This window comes from Aminobacterium thunnarium, assembly GCF_055390565.1.
This window is the reverse complement of sequence record NZ_AP042412.1, coordinates 1,383,121-1,404,235: the sequence shown is the minus strand read 5'-3', so window position 1 is coordinate 1,404,235 and position 21,115 is coordinate 1,383,121. Positions and strand designations below refer to the sequence as shown.

Annotated in this window: 21 protein-coding genes, 1 tRNA gene and 1 other RNA gene; 13 read left to right on the top strand and 10 right to left on the bottom strand. The window is 46.0% G+C overall.

Features of this window, described 5'->3' with window-relative positions; genetic code table 11:
* Positions 1 to 10: 10 nt before the first annotated feature.
* Together ACZ5GY_RS06995 and ACZ5GY_RS06990 are read right to left on the bottom strand one after the other, a co-directional pair.
* Entirely contained in the window at positions 11 to 1,768 is a 1,758-nt protein-coding gene (locus ACZ5GY_RS06995; protein ID WP_213701251.1) for a PEP/pyruvate-binding domain-containing protein, read from the bottom strand.
* 4 nt (positions 1,769 to 1,772) lie between these two features.
* The gene (locus ACZ5GY_RS06990; RefSeq protein WP_213691866.1) at positions 1,773 to 2,552 is read right to left on the bottom strand and encodes a PP-loop family protein; all 780 of its coding nucleotides are present in this window, start codon (positions 2,550 to 2,552) and stop codon (positions 1,773 to 1,775) included.
* A 188-nt stretch (positions 2,553 to 2,740) separates the two neighbouring features.
* Between ACZ5GY_RS06990 and ACZ5GY_RS06985 the strand changes: the two genes are divergently transcribed.
* Positions 2,741 to 3,433 carry a response regulator gene (locus ACZ5GY_RS06985; protein WP_213691867.1) on the top strand — a complete coding sequence of 231 codons (693 nt, stop codon included), beginning with the start codon at positions 2,741 to 2,743 and terminating at the stop codon, positions 3,431 to 3,433.
* Between the two features lie 140 nt (positions 3,434 to 3,573).
* On the opposite strand, the gene fliD is transcribed toward ACZ5GY_RS06985, so the two are convergent.
* On the bottom strand, positions 3,574 to 5,613 hold the full coding sequence (fliD, locus tag ACZ5GY_RS06980; RefSeq protein WP_213691868.1) for a flagellar filament capping protein FliD: 2,040 nt from the start codon (positions 5,611 to 5,613) through the stop codon (positions 3,574 to 3,576).
* A 152-nt stretch (positions 5,614 to 5,765) separates the two neighbouring features.
* Here fliD and ACZ5GY_RS06975 point away from each other — a divergent pair, with 152 nt between their 5' ends.
* The 7 genes from ACZ5GY_RS06975 to ACZ5GY_RS06945 are packed head-to-tail and all read left to right on the top strand — an operon-like array spanning position 5,766 to position 10,854.
* On the top strand, positions 5,766 to 6,341 hold the full coding sequence (locus ACZ5GY_RS06975) for a D-sedoheptulose-7-phosphate isomerase (RefSeq protein ID WP_213691869.1): 576 nt from the start codon (positions 5,766 to 5,768) through the stop codon (positions 6,339 to 6,341).
* Positions 6,331 to 7,065: a nucleotidyltransferase family protein gene (locus tag ACZ5GY_RS06970; protein ID WP_213691870.1), complete on the top strand. Its 735-nt coding sequence runs from the start codon at positions 6,331 to 6,333 to the stop codon at positions 7,063 to 7,065. The genes ACZ5GY_RS06975 and ACZ5GY_RS06970 overlap by 11 nt, the downstream gene beginning before the upstream one ends.
* Positions 7,066 to 7,081: 16 nt before the next feature.
* The gene (locus tag ACZ5GY_RS06965) at positions 7,082 to 8,068 is read left to right on the top strand and encodes a GDP-mannose 4,6-dehydratase (protein WP_213691871.1); all 987 of its coding nucleotides are present in this window, start codon (positions 7,082 to 7,084) and stop codon (positions 8,066 to 8,068) included.
* Positions 8,065 to 8,667: a hypothetical protein gene (locus tag ACZ5GY_RS06960; protein ID WP_213691872.1), complete on the top strand. Its 603-nt coding sequence runs from the start codon at positions 8,065 to 8,067 to the stop codon at positions 8,665 to 8,667. The genes ACZ5GY_RS06965 and ACZ5GY_RS06960 overlap by 4 nt, the downstream gene beginning before the upstream one ends.
* The gene (locus tag ACZ5GY_RS06955; RefSeq protein WP_213691873.1) at positions 8,668 to 9,234 is read left to right on the top strand and encodes a D-glycero-alpha-D-manno-heptose-1,7-bisphosphate 7-phosphatase; all 567 of its coding nucleotides are present in this window, start codon (positions 8,668 to 8,670) and stop codon (positions 9,232 to 9,234) included.
* A 14-nt stretch (positions 9,235 to 9,248) separates the two neighbouring features.
* Positions 9,249 to 10,301: a lysylphosphatidylglycerol synthase transmembrane domain-containing protein gene (locus ACZ5GY_RS06950; protein WP_213691874.1), complete on the top strand. Its 1,053-nt coding sequence runs from the start codon at positions 9,249 to 9,251 to the stop codon at positions 10,299 to 10,301.
* Positions 10,291 to 10,854 (top strand): methyltransferase family protein, encoded by a 564-nt coding sequence (locus ACZ5GY_RS06945; protein WP_213691875.1) that lies wholly within the window; start codon positions 10,291 to 10,293, stop codon positions 10,852 to 10,854. The genes ACZ5GY_RS06950 and ACZ5GY_RS06945 overlap by 11 nt, the downstream gene beginning before the upstream one ends.
* 133 nt (positions 10,855 to 10,987) lie before the next feature.
* On the opposite strand, the gene fabG is transcribed toward ACZ5GY_RS06945, so the two are convergent.
* Positions 10,988 to 11,773 carry a 3-oxoacyl-ACP reductase FabG gene (gene fabG / locus ACZ5GY_RS06940; protein WP_213691876.1) on the bottom strand — a complete coding sequence of 262 codons (786 nt, stop codon included), beginning with the start codon at positions 11,771 to 11,773 and terminating at the stop codon, positions 10,988 to 10,990.
* 326 nt (positions 11,774 to 12,099) lie between these two features.
* Between fabG and ACZ5GY_RS06935 the strand changes: the two genes are divergently transcribed.
* The gene (locus tag ACZ5GY_RS06935; RefSeq protein ID WP_213691877.1) at positions 12,100 to 13,158 is read left to right on the top strand and encodes an NAD(P)-dependent alcohol dehydrogenase; all 1,059 of its coding nucleotides are present in this window, start codon (positions 12,100 to 12,102) and stop codon (positions 13,156 to 13,158) included.
* Between the two features lie 122 nt (positions 13,159 to 13,280).
* Here the strand turns inward: ACZ5GY_RS06935 and ACZ5GY_RS06930 are convergent, their stop codons facing one another.
* Positions 13,281 to 14,522: an NAD(P)-dependent malic enzyme gene (locus ACZ5GY_RS06930; RefSeq protein WP_323401678.1), complete on the bottom strand. Its 1,242-nt coding sequence runs from the start codon at positions 14,520 to 14,522 to the stop codon at positions 13,281 to 13,283.
* Between the two features lie 35 nt (positions 14,523 to 14,557).
* A complete protein-coding gene (locus tag ACZ5GY_RS06925) occupies positions 14,558 to 15,109 on the bottom strand; it encodes an isochorismatase family protein (protein WP_213691879.1) in 552 nt (183 codons plus the stop codon).
* 130 nt (positions 15,110 to 15,239) lie between these two features.
* Between ACZ5GY_RS06925 and ACZ5GY_RS06920 the strand changes: the two genes are divergently transcribed.
* The 4 genes from ACZ5GY_RS06920 (at position 15,240) to ssrA (ending at position 16,941) form a co-directional block, all read left to right on the top strand.
* Positions 15,240 to 15,884 carry a hypothetical protein gene (locus ACZ5GY_RS06920; protein WP_213695435.1) on the top strand — a complete coding sequence of 215 codons (645 nt, stop codon included), beginning with the start codon at positions 15,240 to 15,242 and terminating at the stop codon, positions 15,882 to 15,884.
* A gap of 42 nt (positions 15,885 to 15,926) precedes the next feature.
* Positions 15,927 to 16,004 (top strand) — tRNA-Pro (locus ACZ5GY_RS06915).
* A 123-nt stretch (positions 16,005 to 16,127) separates the two neighbouring features.
* Positions 16,128 to 16,589, top strand: coding sequence for an SsrA-binding protein SmpB (gene smpB, locus ACZ5GY_RS06910; protein ID WP_213695436.1), 462 nt, complete (start codon positions 16,128 to 16,130; stop codon positions 16,587 to 16,589).
* Positions 16,590 to 16,941: a transfer-messenger RNA gene (ssrA, locus tag ACZ5GY_RS06905) on the top strand.
* A gap of 105 nt (positions 16,942 to 17,046) precedes the next feature.
* On the opposite strand, the gene ACZ5GY_RS06900 is transcribed toward ssrA, so the two are convergent.
* From ACZ5GY_RS06900 to ACZ5GY_RS06885, 4 genes are read right to left on the bottom strand one after another with little or no spacing between them, the layout of a single operon-like run.
* The gene (locus ACZ5GY_RS06900) at positions 17,047 to 17,757 is read right to left on the bottom strand and encodes an ABC transporter ATP-binding protein (protein WP_213691882.1); all 711 of its coding nucleotides are present in this window, start codon (positions 17,755 to 17,757) and stop codon (positions 17,047 to 17,049) included.
* A gap of 1 nt (position 17,758) precedes the next feature.
* Positions 17,759 to 18,964 (bottom strand): ABC transporter permease, encoded by a 1,206-nt coding sequence (locus tag ACZ5GY_RS06895; protein ID WP_213691883.1) that lies wholly within the window; start codon positions 18,962 to 18,964, stop codon positions 17,759 to 17,761.
* Positions 18,961 to 20,112 carry an efflux RND transporter periplasmic adaptor subunit gene (locus ACZ5GY_RS06890; RefSeq protein ID WP_013048727.1) on the bottom strand — a complete coding sequence of 384 codons (1,152 nt, stop codon included), beginning with the start codon at positions 20,110 to 20,112 and terminating at the stop codon, positions 18,961 to 18,963. Before ACZ5GY_RS06890 ends, ACZ5GY_RS06895 begins: the two co-directional genes overlap by 4 nt.
* Positions 20,109 to 20,717 carry a TetR/AcrR family transcriptional regulator gene (locus ACZ5GY_RS06885; protein WP_213691884.1) on the bottom strand — a complete coding sequence of 203 codons (609 nt, stop codon included), beginning with the start codon at positions 20,715 to 20,717 and terminating at the stop codon, positions 20,109 to 20,111. The genes ACZ5GY_RS06890 and ACZ5GY_RS06885 overlap by 4 nt, the downstream gene beginning before the upstream one ends.
* Positions 20,718 to 21,115: the final 398 nt, after the last annotated feature.

The window sequence follows — 21,115 nt, the reverse complement described above, 5'->3', positions numbered from 1 at the left end:
AGGCTTCTTCTTATACTGGCTTCGTTACAGAATTGACGATGACAATTCCTCTGTTGTGGTCTCCATCTGTATAGACGGAGAAAGATCCCGTATAGATGCGGATGGCAGGGTGAGGCCCCAATGCATATGGAGCTGTCTCAAAGAATTCCTCATCGTAAATATTATTTCTGTCTCCTTTATAGACTGGCATGTAGAGAATGCCATCAATTTCAAGGTCAGTAAAGAAGTGGGTTCCGAAAGAGAGTTCGGGCATATAGCCTTCTTTGGGAATACCGACTTCCACAATGCAGCAACACTTCGTTATTTCATCGTACTGTACAGGCACACCTAGAAGGGGGTTGCTCGATCCCACACGTCCTGGAGCTACGAGAATGAAGTTCTTATCCCCCATGCTCTGATTAACCTCTCCAATGCCTCTGGCAATATCTGAGAAACGACGTTCCCTGGAGTAGAGGTGATGGTCTATAAGCACAATATGAGGTATGTTTTCCCGAGCGCCATTTGTTACCATCCGGTCAGCTTGCAGAATAACCTTCTTGTCTGAAAGATCGGGAATCCTCTTCTCAAAGGTATCGCTTAGCCACAGTGGCCTGGCCTGGACTATCTCTACAATATCTTCTCTTGGGTGGTAGGCAAATTCCACATCTGCCGGAACGCCCATGGCATGATCGAGAAGTTGAAGAATCTTCTTCATCCTTTCAAAAAAGTGCTTTGAGCGACATGCAAACTCTTCAAAAGTGAAGCAGATCTTGTCTCCTTTTTCTACGATGGATCCTATTCGTGATGCCATAGGGGAGAAGTAGCCTCCCTCGTCGTCGGAACGGTATATCTGCGCATAGTCGGGGAAACACTCGTGATAGGGAGCTATGTCTTTCCATATCTGCTTTATATCAACGGTGACAAGCTCTCCTTTCTCTTTATCTACGACCTGAAAATGCTCCTGTGAGTGCCGCATAACGTTAAATGGATTTTGTCCCTCCGGGCGGAGACAGGGCATTGTCAGTGAAAAGGTTCTGGCGTACCCTCGCTTAGTGCTTGTTGTTCCCATACCGAAGACGAGGCGAATAATGCCATCTTCCGACTTAATACGGGTTGTCCACCGTCTGTAGTACCGAGAGAATCCGACGCCGGCCATGGTGGGATAGTAGTAGTTTCCGCGCCACTTTCCGGCAACGCGCATTATAATGATTCCCATTTCATCATTTCCGAGTTTATGCTTGTTTCTGTACGCTGTGGCGATGGGGAAAAAGGTTCGTGCGTAAATTTTCTTAATATCCTCTTCGACACGGGCAAGACGTTCTTCCAACGGGGCATCCCCATTTATTTCAAAGAGAGAGAGGTATTTTCCCGCAAAGGAATATTTGAGGGAATCCTCGAGTATGCTGCTGCTTCTGACAATAATGGGGTCTGTCATTTTGCTCAGGAAAGCAGCCAGATGGCCTCGTACCTCTTCAGGCAGCGTGGTGCGCAAAAAGGCTTCTTCCAATTGGGCAGGATCCCCATTTTGAAGTTCTTCAAGGTTGGGAATCTGGCGAATAACATCACGAAAAGAGCTTACAGCTATAAAGAGTGAGACAGGAATAGTTACATGTTCTTGTAGATCGGGATCAACGCTGTCTCGAATCTTGCGAAAGCCAAAGAGGAGGGAACGACCTTTTCCTCCGATACTTCCTTCCCCTACAATAAGAGAAGAAAAGTCGGGGTCGTTTTGTGGATCCCACGCAAAATACTCACTAATTGTCTTTTCGTTTGCTGTCTTATCGTTCACGGCTTTATCGTCTCTCCTTCTCGCAATCTTCTTGCTCTATGCCCCATACATCCGATGACCGCACTGACGAAAGAGCGTGAATAATATTCATTTTTATGCTCGGATTCTCTTGCTCTAACTGTTCTATAAGCAAACGTGTCTTACTTCGTTGCGTATGGAGCGAAAAGGGACAAATTTCAGGTGTGATAGGTAATTTCAAACGCAACGCTTCTTTTTTAAGTTCCTTTTCCCCAATATATATGAGTGGCCTGATAACCCACAACCCTGTGCGACTTTGCCAAAACTTGGGTCTGAAACTTTTAAAGCGACCTGTCTGAAAGAGGTTCATAAGAACTGTTTCCGATACATCGTCGAGATTGTGTCCCAAGGCAAGTACATTATATCCGTGTTCCACAGCTACGGAACTCAGAATGCCTCGTCTGAGATTGGAACAAAAACTGCAGGGCGATTTCTCATTTCGTCTCTTTATTATCTCCGAAATAGGGTAAATCGTCACGAAATGTTCGACATGAAGTTTATCGCAAAGATCGGAAAGAGGTTGTGTATCCATCTCTCCCCCTGAAATATCGACGGTACAGGCTCCAAGTTCGAAGTGGCGGGGAGATCTTTTGCGGAAAGCGGACAGGGCTGTTAAAAGAACAAGGCTGTCTTTGCCCCCTGAGAGTCCGATGAGGATCTTGTCTCCATCTTTAATCATAGAAAAATTGCCGAGAGCTTTTCCAAAGCGTTTACGGAGCATTGGTTGAAGCTGAAGGTTGACTATTTCTTTTGAATTATCCGTCATGTTCTTTCTTTAAGTGCTCCTTTGATCATTATGGTATATAATTAGGTCTATAGACCTAATCAACCCGAAGATGTAAGTACGGTTCCTTTTTTGTAAAAGTACCTAAACTATATCATAGGTCTATATATCATAGAGACATTTGTCATGGATATGTAAAGACTCACAGAGTATTTTATGGGGGTGGAGCCATGGATTCCATACGCCTTGTTATAGCTGACGATCATAGGCTTTTTCGAGATGGCGTAAAGAAACTTCTGGAACTTGAGTCTGATATTGATGTAATTGGTGAAGCTGGAGATGGTGAAGAAGCTTTAAAAGTCGTGCGAGAGAAAGAGCCGGATGTTCTTCTTTTTGATATCAATATGCCTAAAATAGACGGAATTCAGCTTGTACGGGAATTGAACAGTTATACTCATGCCATTAAATATGTTGCCGTGAGTGCTTACGATGATGAGGATAGTCTTTCAGCTCTTTCTTCAGCGGGTGTTTTAGGATTTGTGCTTAAAGCTTCGGGCAGAGTGGAATTGTTATCGGCAATTCGTTCTGCCAATCGTAATCAACCGTACGTAGACCCGCGAGTTGCGGGAAAACTATTGACTTCATTCTCAAGACGCAAAGAGGAAAATGATCAGCTTTATGAATTGACGCCCCGGGAAAAGGAAATATTATACTGGCTTGCACAGGGGCTGAGCAATTCCGAAGTGGCAGCCAAGATGGTTCTCTCTGAGAAAACAGTTAAGAATCATGTAAGTCACGTTTTAAAGAAGCTTGACTTGCGCGATAGAACTCAGGCAGCGATTTTGGCGTGGCGCATTGGTTTTGCACAATTGCAACCAGATTCTTTACGGCAGGTTATTAGCGGTTCTTTATCATCGAAGTAAGATTCTGTCTGAATCAGTAAACTGAATGATTGGAATGCGTAAATGAAAGGTGTAAACACAGAGAAGAGGGCTGAACAACAAGCCCTCTTCTCTGTGTTTGTTATATTGTCCGTTTTATGCGACGCATAACTCCTGTTGAATTACTGGCTTTGTGACGCAAGTTGCGTTGATACGCTGGAAAGCCAGCTTATCTGCTGTTGTAGTTTTGCTAGTTGCTGCTCTGCTGCCGTATATTGCTTATAAATTCGTTTCTGTTTTTCAGAAAGCTGGTCTTCGAATTTGCTGATTCGCTTATCTATCGATTTTACTTCTGTTTCCCATGAATATATCTGACTGGAAATACGTCCCTTAGGTTGAGATGTTCCGCCAGTGGCGATAGTGGAAGAACTGGTAAGTCCGTCCATGGCTTCGTCGAGTTTTTTCATAACATTCGTCATGAACTGTTCCACAGCCTTAGGATCCTTTTTCATGCCAGTCATGAACTTATCTGTATCGAATTCCAGTTTTCCGCTCTTTCCGAAGTCGGCCTTTTCAGTAGTAATGCCGAGCTGAGAAAGCTGTGTGTAGGGATCGTTGAGACCTAAAAGTCCCAATACTCCGCTTGAGTCGGAAACTGTCGCTTGTTTATTACTTGCAGCAGTAATAACAAGGCGGCCTTCTGTAACTCTTGCTGTGGCAAGAGGCGGGGAGAGAAGCTCTCCATTCGAATCGTAGCGAAGCTCACTGGAGCTATTAATACGATCGGCTATATTTTGTACGGTGTCGCCAGGTTTCACGACTATGGAAGTGCTCTTGTTATCTATGGTAATAGAGAAGGCCGTATCGTTTGTAAGACCTTCGTCGGCCATTGTTCCGAGAATAGCTTCTGTACCGGTTCTCTGGTTGAACGGGATAGGAGCGGAACTTCCCAATAGTTGACGCAGCTGGCTTTTGATTTGCCAAAGTGTCGAATCTCCATGAAGCTTGCCCCATTTTCGTTCGAAGTCAGAAGCTGGGTCTTCAACCAGTTCCTCGGAAAGACGGATATTGATCCAGTCCATAATGTCATTGTAGGCCGTTATAAACTCCTCTGTAGATGTAACAGCTTTCTCGGCGTCAAGGGTTACATCCATCATGACTGTGCCTGGTCCCGCCACATCAAGGGTTACACCGTCAATGAGGCCCTCTATGGTGTTGCTCGATCGGGTTATGCTCATTCCATCGATGACAAGCTCTGCATCTTGAGCGGGGATGTAATTTCTGGCATCAGCGCTATCCAGTCCGAGAATGTTGATAATGCTTCCGTCTGCCTCTCCTTCAGTATCAAAGGTGTAAACATTGGCGTTTACTTTATAGGAAACGTTATATTTTATGCCCTCTGCCGGTTTGTTTCCGCCAGCGAGCCATGTAATCTCATTGCCGCCCTGAGAAACTTCGAAGTCAACACCTTCAATATAGGTTATGCCAGCCTGGGTGACAGTCAACGCTCCATTGGCAGGAGCCTGCTTGTCTATGGAAAAGTCTAATAGATCTGGCTCGCCGTCGGCGCCCCGTGTAATAGTTGATTCGAAAGTTTTTTCTCCAAGTCCTGTTTCGGTGCTTTCGAGAACAAGCCTGTTGTCAAGAATTTTTGCGACGATGGGCAGTGGCTCTCCCTTTGCTTCACCGTCTGCATTAAGGGTTATATCTGTGGCTCCGTTGATTTTATCTACAACTTTCTGAAGCGTGTCGCTTGGGGTAATCTCTATCTTTGCCCGTTTTCCACCTGCTGAAATGTAGAAAATGCGGTTTTCCGTAAGACCAAGGTCTTCCATCTTGTCTTCGATACGAGCACCGAAGCGAGTTTCTTTCGTGGCCTTCTGAATAACCTCTATTTCATGACGACAAATGGCTGCTGTTGATTTCACTGTAGCTTTTACAATGGCATCGCTTGACGATCCCCCGCTGAGAACGACCATTTCTGCCTGTTTATTAAGATAAGTAGACTCGAGTTTTAGAGGAGTCAAAGCCGTTCGAGCTTGTTTAATAGAAGCGGAAAGTTCTTTATAGAGATCTATTTTCAACTCAAGGGTATCTTTCTGCTCAAGCCAGACTTCTTCAGGCTTCCGTGCCTTTTCCATCACTTTATCGAGCATACTTCCCCAATCCATACCACTAGCAACACCAGGCATAGTAAAGAGAGGCTCACTAGAATCTGCCATGGCTATTCCTCCTTGAATATATTGGTTTCATAATATGTATCGGGTAGCGCGCTATATTTCTTAATATATGTATATCTTTATAGGAGGAAAAGTTTTTTGTTTCTCTACGTGGTAGAATATCTTGTTGAGAAGATCGTGAAGGGATTGGTTTCATGATTGGTAAAATACAAGACGAACTCAGAGAATCTATAGACGTCAAGAGGGCAGCCTTGCCTTTAGCTGAAAAAGTGGCGTTAGCCTCCCAGTATATAATTCAAACCATATCTCAAGGTGGAACGGTGTTTTTTTGTGGGAACGGCGGGTCTGCTGCCGATGCGCAACATATGGCGGCAGAGCTTCTCGGTCGTTTTGAACGGAACAGAAAGGCGCTGCCTGCAATGGCTTTGACGACGAACTCGAGTACGATAACGGCCCTTGCCAACGATTTCGGGTATGAGAATATTTTTATCAGACAGTTGCAGGGATTGGCCGATTCAAAAGATACAGTTGTAGGAATATCTACGAGTGGAACAAGTGCCAACGTGGTGAAGGCGCTGGAATGGGCCAGAGAAAATGGACTTAAGACAATCGGCATGACGGGCCAGGGTGGCGGAAAATTAGCTGACATTGTCTCTGTTCTTCTTGCGGCTCCTTCCCTTCACACTCCGCGAATACAGGAATTGCATATTACATGGGGACATATAATATGTGGTCTCGTAGAGGAGGCTCTCTGTTCCCATGAAGAATGAACTTGCCGTTATTCTTGCGGGAGGCCTTGGAACCCGCCTGCGGTCGGTTGTCTCCGACCGTCCAAAAGCGCTTGCGCTTATAGGTGGCAAGCCTTTCTTACATTGGCTTTTCCTCTTCCTTCGTCAAAGAGGCATAGGGAAATGTCTTCTGCTTCTTGGCTATAAGGCCGACCAGATCCGGGAATATTGCCAGAGCGGAGAGCCATGGGGATTATCGATAGAATATAGTGTGGAACCTGAGCCTCTCGATAAGGCGGGAGCTCTGCGTTATGCCCTGCCTTCCATTCAGGAAGACGATTTTTTGTTTCTTAACGGCGACACCCTTCTCGATGTGGATATAGAGAGCATGTTTAAAGAGAGCCGGCATCTCGATGCCGACGTGGTCATTGCACTTCGCAAATGGCCTTCAATAGAAAGAACAGATCCTGTTGAGATAGACGAAGATAAAAGAGTCTTGCGATTTGGGGATTCCTCCATAGCAGCTGGGGACGATGGCCAGTGGCTTATCAATGGAGGACTCTATGTTGTTAAACGAAAAGTGGTTGAGGATTTACCAGAAGGGCGGCTTTCCTGGGAAAAAGATGTATTGCCCGCATTGCTTGAAAGAAATGCCCCCGTGTATGCTCACGAAGCGGAAGGTTTTTTTGTTGACATTGGCGTTCCAGACGATTATCAAAAAAGCCAAAAAAATATTCCTGAATTTATAGTTTCCCTTGATCAATAAAGAAGGTGTTTGTAGAATGTCATTGAAAGTTTTTATTACGGGAATTGGCGGATTTATAGGAAGTCACCTCTCAGAGTTTCTGGCCCGCAAGGGATGCGAAGTGTGGGGGTCGTATTTCCGTCCGACAAACGATATGAGTGTTCCGACACGATATGCCAAAGGTCTTTTTAATATTGACGTTCGTCAGAGATCACATCTTGAAGAAGCTCTTCAACAAGTTCGTCCTCACGTTATTTACCACTTGGCGGCTCAGAGCTACCCTATGGTTTCGTATAAAGAACCTGAATTCACAGTAGAATCGAACGTTATGGGAACGCTCAACGTCTTTGAATCAATGCTTCATCTGGGATTGAAAGATACGAGAGTCTTGCTGGCATCATCTACAGCTGCCTACGGATTTATAGATCCCTCCGAGGCTCCTGTAACAGAAGATCAGCCATTTCGGCCAGCTCACGTCTACGGTATGTCGAAAGCGGCTCAGGATTTGCTTGCCGTGACGTATGGCAACGCTCACTCACTTGATATTATTCGCCTGCGAATAGGCAATTGCGTAGGACGTCGCCGCAGGGGGGAAGTTGTTTCCGACTTTACCCGACGTCGCGCTCAGATAGATTTAGATATTATTCCGCCGGAATTTCATGTGGGAAATTTGCACACGAAGCGGGCCTTCCTTGATGTGCGAGACGCTGTAGAGGGCTTTTGGGCTCTTCAGGAGAAGGGACGTGGCGGAGAAGCTTATAATATTTCTGGATCAGATGTCGTTTCGATGCAGCAGCTTCTCGACATTGTTCTTGAAGGTTGCGAAAAAGATGTAAACGTAGTGCGGGATCCGGCTCTTGTGCGTGCTGTTGATGAATTGATCTACTGGAATGACTTATCAAAGATCGAGAAGGATACCGGCTGGAAACCTTGCCATGTTTTGAGTGACACTGTAAATGATATGGTAGAGTGGTGGAGAGAGGAATTGAAAAAATCAGAGAAAGAAGGAGGAAATCAAATTTGATCATATCTATTGATGGGAAAAAAGTTGAGTTGAATTCGGCAGAAACGGAAGATAAGAAAATTCTGCTTCAAGAGGTGAAACAGATACTTTCCCAAAAGGGGCGAGTGCTGAGGGCAGTAGAAGTAGATGGAGCTGCGTTAGATGAAGAAGCCTTTGAAAAGCTTCAAAGTGTCGGTGCCGTTGATTTTCAGAGCACGTCCATTAGAGAACTTGTTATGGAGTCTTTGGAAAGCTCGGAAACCTATTTGCCTACGCTGATCAACGGTATGAAGCGCGTTGCCACCTTTTTGGAGAATCACCAGATGGACGAAGCTATGGCGACTCTCAAAGATGGAGTGGAAGGTATTAGCTGGCTGTTGCAGGTCATGTTGCACTCTCAATTTCTCCTCTCAGTGCAGGATGGCGACGTGGGAGACGGAAAGATTGAATCTCATCGCAACGCTTTGACAAAAGCTCTTGAGAAGACATCGGAATATATGGAGAACAATCAGACCGAGGAGATGGCTGCCAGTATCCGAGATGACATCGTACCTCTTCTCGAAGGATTGTACCCTTATATTGAAGAACTTAGTTCAGTTGCGAGTGGTTATATTCAGTAAATGGTTCCTGCGGTTTTTCTCGATAGAGATGGAACATTAATAGAACACGTTCCTTATTTAGACGATATCTGCAAGATCAGACTTGTGCCTTTTGCCGCGCAAGCTCTCAAAAAGTTAAAAAGCCTGGGATATCTTCTCGTGGTGGTTTCCAACCAAAGCGGCGTTGCTCGTGGGTATTTTGATGAAGCCTTTGTTCAAAAGAGCCATCGCTTTATACAGAAAGAATTGGAAAGGGAAGGAATCGGTATTGATGCTTTCTATTACTGTCCTCATCATCCTGAGGCTGTGATAGAGCAATACAAACAAGAATGTACGTGTCGGAAACCTGCTCCTGGAATGGTATTGGGAGCGGTTAAAGATCTTTCAATAGATATACGGAGAAGCTGGGTCGTAGGAGACAATGAACCAGATCTGCTTCTGGCCGAGAATGTGAATTGTCCATTCATTCTTGTTCGAAGCGGATATGGGGCAGAGTTGGAAGAGAAGAAAAGCATGTTGTCGCTACATGTCGTCGATGGGTTGTACGAGGCAGCATGTCTTATAGAAGAAACCCATAGGAGAAAGTAAGGGGTGCATTACCCTTGTCATTACGAAAAGGACTCGTTGTATTCTTAACTTTGACATTCGGAGTAAGTGCTCTGGTTCTTATTTCAAGTGTGGACGAGAGTACTGTTGAAATGCTTTTTACCGCAAGGAAATCTGCATTAGTAGTTGCTTTACTGCTTGTTTTTGGGGCGTGGTGCTGTGACGCCATGCGTTTTTGTGCCATAGCCAGAGCAGCTTCAGAGCGCGTAACTTTCCGCCTTGGATTGGTTTTAACGTGGCTCCATTACTTTGGATGCGCTGTAACTCCTATGCAAAGTGGCGGTGGACCCTTTCAGGTCTTTGTCTTATATAAACACGATATGCCTATAGGGAAAGGTGTGGCAATTACCTTAACGCGCACCCTTCTCACCCTTTTGCTGCTGGGCGTTGTGGTTCCTATGGCTATTCTTTTTGAACCAGAGCTTTTGGGAACAAGCCTCTTTGTAAAAAGCGTATTTACATATGTTGCAATTTTTGTGGGTATTTCATGGGTTCTTGTCGTTTTGAGTCTCACGAAACCTCAGCTGATGAAAAGATGGGGCCAGATATTGACCCTTATGCTGAAACGTTTCGGGATTGTAAAGCATATAAAGGTGCTCTCTGTAATACGCAGGGTCAATAGGGAAATAGACAATTATAGCGAGAATTTCAGACTCTTCTTCACGTCTGGATTTCCTCACTTTGTAGGCGCCATAATTCTTTCTGGCCTTCATTTGCTCTGTCTTTTCTCGGTTCTTCCCTGCCTTATCTGGGCAGTTGGCCTTCCTGTTCACTACCTTCAGGCTTTTATGGCACAAGCTGTATTCATGTTTGTGCTCTATTTTGTTCCCACTCCTGGCGCAAGTGGCGTTGCAGAAGGGGGAGGAGCCGCCCTTTTCGGACTTCTCGTTCCCTGGCATGTTGCAGGAGTAATGGCCATTCTATGGCGTTTCTTTACGGAATACTTAGCTATAGGAATGGGTGCAGCTGTAGCCATCCGACTCTTGGGATGGGGAACCAGCGAAGAAATTTTTATGAATGAAAGAGAGAAATTAGACCATGACGCATGACACATTTCAAGCCAAGGTATTTAAATTGCGTGGAGGGCTGTGGACAGCTCTTTACCTCCTTATCCTCTTTTTGGCCAGACCTGAATTGAGTCGGGTTGTTCCCTCTTTGCTCATTGTGGCTTTGGGCCAGTTCATACGTTTCTGGGCCTCGGGCTGCATAGTGAAATACAGAGGCGAAAAGGTTGGAGCAGAGCAGCTGGTTACATGGGGACCCTATTCCTTTGTACGGAATCCTCTCTACGTTGGAAATGGACTTATCGGTTTGGGATGGTCTATATTGGCAGGCCCCTGGGTTGTCGCCCTCTTTCTTTTCTCCTTTTTCCTCATTTACGGCATATGGATCGTTCCCTATGAGGAATCTTTTCTGGAAGAAAAATTTGGTGCGGCATACACAGATTATAAGAAAACGACGGGACGTTTTATTCCTCTCTCATGGCCTGGAAAGCGCATTAACGGTCATTACGAATGGTCTATAGTCTGGAAGAGCGAGAGGCATTCGTTGTGGGTGACTCTTGCAGGAACAGCACTACTTCTCTCTCGCTTTAAATGGTAGTAGTGCGGTAATTAATGTACGCTGCATAAAAAGTTTTTACGTGATAACCATATATTTGAAGCCCCCTGAAATCAAATTCAGGGGGCTTCTTGCCTTACGGATAGTAATTTTTTAGGGATGTGTCTTTGTCGTGTTATCCTTCAATTGGTACTTCCATGGCGTCAGATGATTCAGGAAGAATCTGACCACCATCCACTACGATTGTCTGACCTGTAATAAATTTAGCAAGATCTGAAGCTAAGAATGCCATAGCGTTTCCTATATCTTCAGGTTCTCCCAACGTGCCGAGAGGAATAGACTTCTTCATTGTGTTGGCGTAGTCTTCCCCCATGCTGAGAAGCCCTTCAGTTGCAATATTGCCTGGCTGAACGGCGTTAATTCTGATACCGTAGCGAGCTAATTCAATGGCAGCAGATCTCATGAAACCCAGCTGTGCCGCCTTCGTGGCTCCATAGTGGCTCCAGCCGGTGAAACCTGTAATGGGACCAGTAATGGAGGAGGTAATGACAATATTGCCGCCTCCCTGTTTTTTCATGAGAGGAATACATTCTTTTACGGCTAAGAACATACCTTTTACGTTAACCGTATTGATATAGTCCCACTCTTCTTCTGACATATTTTCGATGAGAGACATGGGGAAAATGCCGGCGTTGCTGCAAAGCACGTCTAATCGTCCGTGTCTTTCAATGAAAGTGCTGATCATGGTCTTGATTTCGTCAGCCTTACTGACGTCAGCGACAATATAAGAGATAGGTCCGTGGGCAGAGAGTTCTTCCACAGCGGCCTTGAGGTCTTTTTCTGTTCGACCTGTTATAACGACAGTTGCTCCATGATCTAAGAAAGTTTTTGCGATCCCTTTTCCAATTCCTTTGCTAGCTCCGGTGACAATGGCGTGTTTTCCTTCGAGAAGGCGCTTCACAAAAATCTCTCCCTTTCTGTGATTTTGATAATTTATTCACAAAAGTATAACACAGTTTCGACTGTAAATAGCAGGAAAAAACAAAACAAAAAACTAAGATTATATTTTTCAGGAAAAGAGAGAAAAACAGCCGTTTTCCCAAAAAGCAGATAGTCTGGCCATATTGATTCGGAATATTGCGTATAGTAGAATATGTTTTTTTATCAAATTTTATACATTTTTATTATATAATAACTATAAGGCAATAAAGCTAAAAAAATCACAAAGCAAAAAGCGGATTAGTGTTTCTTTTACGACAGACCTTATCTGTAGAGGAGGAGTGTATCATGAAGGGATTTGCAATGTTAGGAATCGGGAAAACAGGTTGGATCGAGAAGGCAAAACCTGTGGCAGGACCTTGCGATGCAATAGTTTCTCCACTGGCTGTTTCACCTTGTACTTCAGATATCCATACAGTATTTGAGGGAGCCATCGGCGACAGAAAAGATATGATCCTTGGTCATGAAGCTGTCGGAGTAGTTGAAGAAGTAGGGTCAGAAGTTAAAGATTTTAAACCTGGAGACAGAGTTATTGTTCCCGCTATTACCCCCGACTGGGCGTCACTTGCTGTGCAGCGCGGTTTTCCTCAGCATTCCAATGGTCTTTTAGCCGGATGGAAGTTTTCAAACTTTAAAGATGGAGTTTTCGCTGAGTATTTTCACGTTAACGATGCTGATATGAATTTGGCTCTTATACCAGATGGAGTGTCGACGAAATCAGCAGTCATGCTCACCGATATGGTTACTACAGGGTTTCACGGCGTAGAGTTGGCTGAAGTTGGTTTCGGTATGAGTGTGGCCGTTATTGGTATTGGACCTGTGGGACTCATGGCTGTGGCTGGTTCTGCTTTGGCTGGCGCTGGGCGTCTCTTTGCTGTTGGAAGCCGCCCCAAGTGCGTTGAAGTTGCCAAAGCTTACGGTGCTACTGACATTATTAATTACAAAGATGGAGAAATTGTAGATCAGGTTATGGAACTTACCGGCGGTGAGGGTGTAGACAGAGTTATTATCGCTGCACCTGGCATTGATATGATCAAAAAGGGTGTGAAGATGGCCAAACCCGGGTCGGTTATCTCTAATGTCAACTATTATGGCGAAGGTGAAGATTTGCTAATTCCCCGTCTTGAATGGGGGTGCGGCATGGCTCACAAGACTATTCGCGGCGGACTTTGCCCTGGCGGTAGAGTACGTATGGAGCGTTTAGCGAGCCTTGTGAAGTATGGTCGCCTGGATCCGTCAAAATTGGTTACTCATGAATTTAAGACCTTTGACAAGATGGAAGAAGCCTTATTGCTTATGAAAGATAAGCCAAGAGATTTGATTAAACCTGTAGTGATTCTCGAATAGCACAATATCTATCTTATTGTTATGTAACATCTATATGCAACGCTTCATGAAGAAGGGCCTTTCTCGCGACTGCTTTCAGAAAATGCATCCGGGAAAGGCCCTTTTTGTGTTCACTATGCTCACTAGGTGCGGAGCAAATATCCTCCGAAGAGTCGCTGCCACGTATCGTCGTAAATCTTCTTCGGCGGTACTGAGCGTCTTGCCAGACCTTCAACGATGGCGGCCTGAGCTACGGCTTCTGCTACAGATGGTGCCGTTTCGTCAGAGAAAAGGTCGGGCATAATGTGGTGCTCATTCATTCTCCGCTTATCGACCACTCCCGCTACGGCATTGGCGGCTGCAATAATAACGTTTTTGTTCAGACCTGTGGCTCGTACATCGAGAAGTCCTCGTACAAGTCCCGGATATATGTGAAGGTTGGGGATGGGGTTTTTCCCGGTGCTAAGGCCCATGGCTACAATTCGTGCGCCTGCGGCCTGAGCTTCCTCGGCTGAAATTTCTGGTGTGGGCATTGAAAGTGCGAAAATGATGGGAGAGTCATTCATTCTCTTTATGTATTCCGAAGGCAGGGTTCCTCTCGACGAAAGGCCGATATAGACGTCTGCCCCGTCGATGGCTTCTTTCAGGTTCCCTTTGAGGTTTTCTGGATTCACCCGTTCAGACATGCTTTGCTGCACGTGGTTCATAGAAGGGTTGTCTGGGCCGAGAATGCCCTTGCTATTGAGCAGGACGATATTCTTTACACCTAAGTAGAGGAAAAGGTCGGCAACGGCGATTCCTGCGGCTCCTGCGCCATGAATAACAATCTTTGTCTCGGTCAGTTTCTTGTCTACGACGGTAAGGGCATTTTTGAGAGCGGCGAGAACAACGGCAGCGCTTCCTTGCTGGTCATCTGAAAAAACGGGAACCTCTATGGCTTGTAATGCTTTGACAATGTCGAAGGTGTTGGGACTCGATATGTCTTCAATATTGATAGCTCCGAATGAGGGGGCCAGGTGTTTCGCTGTCTCAATGATTTCCTGAGCGTTTTGAGCTTCCAGGCATACTGGAATGGCGCTTACATCGCCGAAATTTTTGAAGAGAAGGCATTTCCCCTCCATAACGGGAAGGGCTGCGCGGGGTCCTATATTTCCCATGCCGAGAACGGCTGTTCCGTCACTGATAACGGCCAGACGATTTGCTCGTCCGGTGTACTCATAACTTCTGTCTGGATCTTCTTGAATCTCTTCGGCGGCGAAGGCGCTTCCCTGAACGTAAGCCATGGCCAGATCTTCTTCGTTTCGTATATTGATTGTAGGATACATTTTTACTTTTCCGCGAGCTCTGCGGTGGAGCTCTAAAGCTTTTTGTCGATCAATAGTCACAAGAATCCCCCCTTGAAAAGAACCCTTTTCGATTTTTATTTAAAAAGAGGTAGCAACGTTTTGAATTCAGGCGTTCCCGCTCTCTTCATAAGCTGGTACAGAATTGTTTCTGTGGGAACCACGATGACGCCCATCTGTGACATGGCCTGTAGTGCGAGATCATGATTTCGAGTATTGCGGCTTCCACTGGCGTCGGCGGCAAGCCAGACGGTGAAGTCGTGGCTGAGTATATCCATAATTGTGGCAAGTACACAGATATGAGATTCAATTCCCCACACAACTATATTACTTCGTTTTTTATCTTTCAGAACGTTGATGAACCCTTCTTCGTCACAACATGAGAAAGTTGTTTTCTGAAAAGAGTCTATTCCTTCAAGTTTTTCTAATAAGAGAGAGTCAGTGGGGCCCAAGCCCTTGGGATATTGTTCAGTATATGTTACAGGAATATGGAGAGTGCGCGCTCCTTCCAGAAGTCTAAAGGCGTTTGCTTTCACATTTTCGGAGTGATCTATTGCCGGGAGAAGGCGTTCCTGAATATCGATCATGAGAAACTGCGTATTCTCACAGGATAATTTTAAAGAACTCATATTTTTCCTCCTTGAAAAAAAGATTCTTTTGATTGTCAAAGTTTATTGTAATATAACTCGTGTAATCTAACACACTTTATGTTATGCTGTTCCTCAATAACATGCAAAGAGCACTTTTGGAGGTACATGAATGACTATGCCTAACGGCGAAGATGAAAAAAATCTTAATCAATGGACTGTGCGAGATGTTCTTGTTGCAATGTCGGGCAAGGGGTATCCGAACTATATATTAAAATTTATTACCGATGTGCAGACCTGGATGGAAGATATTCTATCTGGGGAAGAAATGACAGAAAACGAAAAAGATATACTCATGCCATATCTGGAAGAACCCTTTGAAGTGGATATGGATAATTTGTTTTCGCGAATCGAGTGGGCGGAGCAGTGTGCGGATGTAATTCCTTCGCTTCACAAACCGACGGGTCATGATGATGCCATTGTTTTGGCTCTTGGCCCAGCGCAGTTTGAGGATGGCGTTCGTATGGCTATAGATTACGCCTCTCTCTTCGGAAGAGACGTATGTCAGCGGGTCTGGCTCATGAGCGACAGTTACATAATTTCGGATCTTTTGCGGTATTCGGCTCATATTCGAACACTCTTTAATCAGGGAATTGTTTTCCGGTTCATAATGATAACTCCTTGGGGCTGGACAGAGATTCCTGTAGGAGATGCGACGCGTCCCGGTGGACGACTGAATTGGCGGAATTTGCGTAAAGGGTCTCAGGAAACGTCGAACGGAAATAGTTCTTCGGGAGATGACGACAGAGCTCATTAGGGGTTTGACGACCTTTTACGGGCGTGATACAATCTCGCCGTTCGGGGCGTAGCGCAGTCTGGTAAGCGCGCCTGGTTCGGGACCAGGAGGTCGGAGGTTCGAATCCTCTCGCCCCGACCATATAGAAGAATAATCCTGGCTTTTATAGCCGGGATTTTTTTGTATGGAGAGGTAAAATTTCAAATTGACTATTATTGACTATTGCTGACTATTTTGCTAGAATCAGCAGTGGAGGGAAGTAGAGTGGCCATAGATCGAGTTGCGGTAAATAGAAAAGCAAAACACGATTACTTTATTCTTGAGACTTTTGAGTGCGGCATTGTTCTCAGTGGAACCGAAATAAAGTCTGTACGTGACGGCAGAGTTAACTTGAAAGATAGCTTTGCACTTATCCGTGATAGAGAACTTTGGTTGATAGGTATGCACATTTCCCCCTATGAAAAAGGTAGCTATTATAATCATGAACCCGAACGAGACAGAAAACTGTTAATTCATAAAATTGAGTTGTTGCGTTTAAATAGTAAGATTCGAGAAAAAGGCTTAACACTTGTGCCCCTTTCTATCTACATTAAAAACGGCAAACATGCAAAAATTGAGTTAGCGTTGGCTAAAGGTAAGGCCGAACATGATAAGCGAGATGCTATAGCTGAACGAGATGCGAAAAGATCTATGGCCAGAGCCTTACGACGTGACGATAGAGATTAAGGGGGCGACAGGTTTCGACGGCAAGATGGAGGGTCTGGAAGAGCGGGTCGAGGACTCCGCAACCTCGCTAAACGGCGGAACAACAATAAACGTCAATAATAATAATTACGCATTGGCTGCTTAGTTCAGCCACGTCTTCAGTAGATCAGTCACCGGTCTGCTGAATGACGTCATAATAAGGTGAATGCCTCGTAGAGAGTGCCTCTGGTTCTGCGAGAAAGATAAGGGGGCTTGGGAGCGCAGAATCCTGTTCCTGGGAGTCTGCATCCGAGATTAAATCAGGAACTACACTCGTAGAGCTTCCACGGCTGGCCCTTGTCGGACGGGGGTTCAATTCCCCCCGCCTCCACCAATTATAAAAGACAAACCCGTCTCTTTGGGGTATTCCCAGGGTGGCGGGTTTTCTCTTTCTTCTCTCTGCACCGCCTGGTAGTTAAATGGCTTCCTTGGGAAGCTTTCACTCAAAGCTGCGCCCTTGACCTTCCTCTTCATAGGTTACTCCGTCACGGATATGATAAATACGTTTAAAGGTGGGGATTATTTTTTCATCGTGGGTAACGACAATAACAGCAGTCTCGAACCTTTGGGCCATATCGTTCAAGATTCTGATGACCGCCAGCGCACGCTCACTATCAAGGGGGGCAGTCGGTTCATCGGCCAATATTACCGGAGGACGATTGACCAAACCGCGTGCAATGGCCACTCGTTGTTGTTCGCCACCAGAGAGTTGAGATGGCATAGCCTTGGCGCGGTGCTCCACATCAAGCGCTTTTAACAATTCTATTGCTTGTTGACGCGCTTCGGCGTTAGGTTTCCCCGCCAGCATAGGCAGCAGAGCGACGTTGTCGGTAACATCTAGGAAAGGGATCAGATACGGCGCTTGAAATACAAAGCCGATATGGTCACGACGTAGCGCGCGAAGATCTTTGACCTTCCAGCCATCGTGATAAATAATGTCATCTCCGAGCATCATTTGCCCAGCAGTCGGCTCTATCACAGCACCTAAGCATTTAAGCAACGTACTCTTGCCAGAACCTGAAGGTCCAATCAGCCCAACGACTTCCCCCGGCGCAACGTGCATGTTTACCATCTTCAAAGCGTCAACAGCAGTATCGCCGCTTCCATAGCGTTTTCTCAACCCTGAGATGCGAATGCCTTTACCAGTCATATTAACCTCCTATGGCTTCGGCCGGATCGACCTTAAGAGCGACACGAATGGCTATAATGCTCGACATGACGCAGATCATAATCACGGCGATAAAACCAAGAACTGAGTCGAGAGGCTCCAGCAGCACATATTTGGGAAAAATAGGTGCCATCAACAGAGTCGCCGAGATCTTCCCAACCACGAAACCGATCAAGCCCAAAGCAATAGACTGTTGTACAATCAAACCGACAATGGTGCGATTTTTTGTGCCGATCAGTTTTAACACGGCGATTTCCCTTATTTTGCCAAGTGTCAGCGTGTAGATGATGAAGGCGACAATAACCGAACTCACAATCGAAAGGATCACAAGAAACATCGCGATTTGCTTTGATGAGGTGGCGATCAGCTTGCCGACAAGAATTTCCTCCATCTGACTGCGAGTGTAGACCGTCAAGCGCTTCCAGCGGCGGATCGATTCAGCGACTTCTTCTGGGTCATGACCTGTTTCAACCCGCACCAAAATAGCGTTGACGTAAGGGTTGGTGCTTTGCGAGGCAATAACCGCATCAAGCAAAGCAGGCACTCCAGGCTGGTTGAAAGCCGGGTTTTCAGCTGTTCGTCGGCGCTGTTCTCGTATGGCATCATTATCCTTTAGAAACTGGGCTTCCTGAGCATCTTTAAGTGGAATAAACACCATGGGATCACCATTGGAAGAAACCATCCTTCTAGTCAGGCCAACCACGGTGTATTGGTTACGTCGAATCTGGATGTGTTCACCAAGTTTAAATCCCGAGGCGATATCGGCAACGGCCTCGTAATGGCTCCGGGTGATCTGACGTCCTGCTACGAGATAAGGCGGCCAGCCTGGTGTTCCTGGTTCTCCGGGTGCGATGCCGGTAACCATGACGCGTACATCTCTTGCTTCTTTGCGTACTTGCATGGTGAGGTAGGTGATGTTCGCTGTCTGATCCACGCCCTGCATGCCTCGTATCCCGCGCCAGGTGTCATCGTAGATGCTTGATGATTCAGCGTAAGGACCAAGCGTGTCCTTTTGTACCACCCAGAGATCAGCACCGCTGTTGTCGAGTAGTACCTTAGCGTCATCCACCATGCCGCGATAGATGCCAGCCATGGATAGAGTAACGCCGATCAGCAGGCCAAGCCCCATGGCGGTAAAGACGAACTTTCCCCAGGAGTGCATAATGTCGCGACCTGCCAAATTGATCATTGTGTCACCCCTGGAATATGGTCAACAATGTGAATTCGGCTGTGTTCATTCAATGGGTTTTCGCTGTAGATCACTACCTGGTCGCCAATTTTGAGTCCTTCTCGTACCTGTACGCGGCCCTCCAAATCAGCGATCCCTAGTGAAACTGGTGTAAAGCGAAGATCACCATCTATAACCTGCCACACGCCCAATCTGCCATCAATGTGATGGATAGCGGCATTAGAGATAACTGGCGCTGCCGCAAGCGTTGGCAGGGTAATCGTGACCTCGGCCAGTTCACCGATTGGTGGCATCGGATCAGGAATTTGATCGAATACAACTTTGGCCAATACTTCCTCAGTAACTACGTCTGCCAATGGTTCGACTCGCAGAACACGCCCTGTCTGCATTTCTCCCGCCTGGGAACGTAACCTGATCTGGGCTGATAAACCGGCGGCGAGGCCACGCGCTCGAATTTGATCGAAGCGGACATTGACCCACAGTGAGTACGGGTCGATCAGTTCTACGACAGCCTGGCCAGCAACTACGGTGGTTCCAGGATCGGCATCACGTGATACGATCAATCCGTCAACTGGTGCAATCAGAGACAAATTGCTGCGCTGCGCCTCTAATGCCTCTCGCTCGGAACGTACACGAGATAGCTCCTCACGTGCCCCAGTCAGCGCTGCTTCCGCAACCAACAGTTCTTGTCGTTTAGCGTCTGCCACCTCTTCACTGGTGTAACCCGCTTTAAGTAACTGCTCGTAACGTAAAGCCTGTGTCTTCGCATAATTCTTACGCACCTGCGCCTCACTTATTTGAGCATTCGCTCGCTTCAGAGTGGCATCTTGAGCCTTGATACGTCCATCAAGATCTACCGGATCCATTTCGCCAAGCACTTGCCCCGCCTTCACATGCTCACCTACGTGTATATCCAAACTTTTGACCCGGCCCGCAAACGTTGGGCCAATCTTGTAAGTGTAACGAGCTTCAATAGTTCCGATGCCGAATAGTGCTGGTGAAAGGCTCTTATTCTCGACTGTGGTCAACACAATAGATACAGGAGCAAGTGGCCCCGAGCGAAAGGCAACATAGACAAAAAGCGCAAACAGAGGCACAAGTATAGATATCAGTGCCAGTGTACGTATTTTGATAGGCAATCTTTTCATAGTGCACTCCTTATGCCCCGCTGGTAGATGGCAAAAACTTTCGGAGCATTGCGGCGCATATGGCTCACATCTCCAGCTATCAACGATTGCATGACCAATCCTTGAATAGAGCCTATGAAGAGAGTAGCCGCCGCTTCGCTATCAAGCTTTTCGTCAAGCTCGCCACAGTTTTTTCCTTGTTCAAACAAATGATTGAGGCGCTCTTTATAACGCAGAGTGAGTGTTTGTGCCATCTGCTTAGGGGCAGTTTCTTCAGAACGTTGCAATTCACTAAATAACATACGTGGAATACCGGGATGCTCTGTTATAAAATCTACATGCGCCATAAACATGCTTTCAAGTGCGCCAAGAGGAGAGGATTTTGCGTGTACCGCCTTTTCGATGCGAGACATTAACCGTTCGGCTACCCATTCCATAACTGCTTGCAAGATAGCATCCTTGTTTGGAAAATGGCGAAAAAGAGCACCCTGAGTCAATCCCATGCGGTTGGCTATGGCAGCTGTGGTAATTTCGCTCGGATTCTGTTCCCCAGCCAACTCGACTACTGCTTCTACCGTCATCGCTCTTCGTTTCTCTTTAGAAAGATATTTGTTTGATGAACTCATATAAACCTCCACAAAGAAAGTAATCAATTACTATCTTTTATCATAAGAAGTAATTTGTCAACCGTTTTTTAAACTATTAATGCTAAAGGGTGGTCTTCTTTACAACCCGCTCTGCACTTTTAGTCTTCAGCTCGTCTTCATTTCTTTCAGTCAGCGGGATAGCATTTTGAGCACGGAGTATAGTCTTTCGCTTTTGCTTCCCCAAGCGAAACTTTCGGTTTGGGTGGGATTGTACCGTTTATTGTAGGAGCGTGGCTTCAAGAGTTGGTGTCGATATGAGAACTCTCGATCAAGCTTTATGGCAATATTCAAAGGAGAAACAGATATGAATCTTTCTCAGCTACATAATCAATTTCGACGGCAGATTCCCTACCAGTAGCGCATGCTACGTACAAATA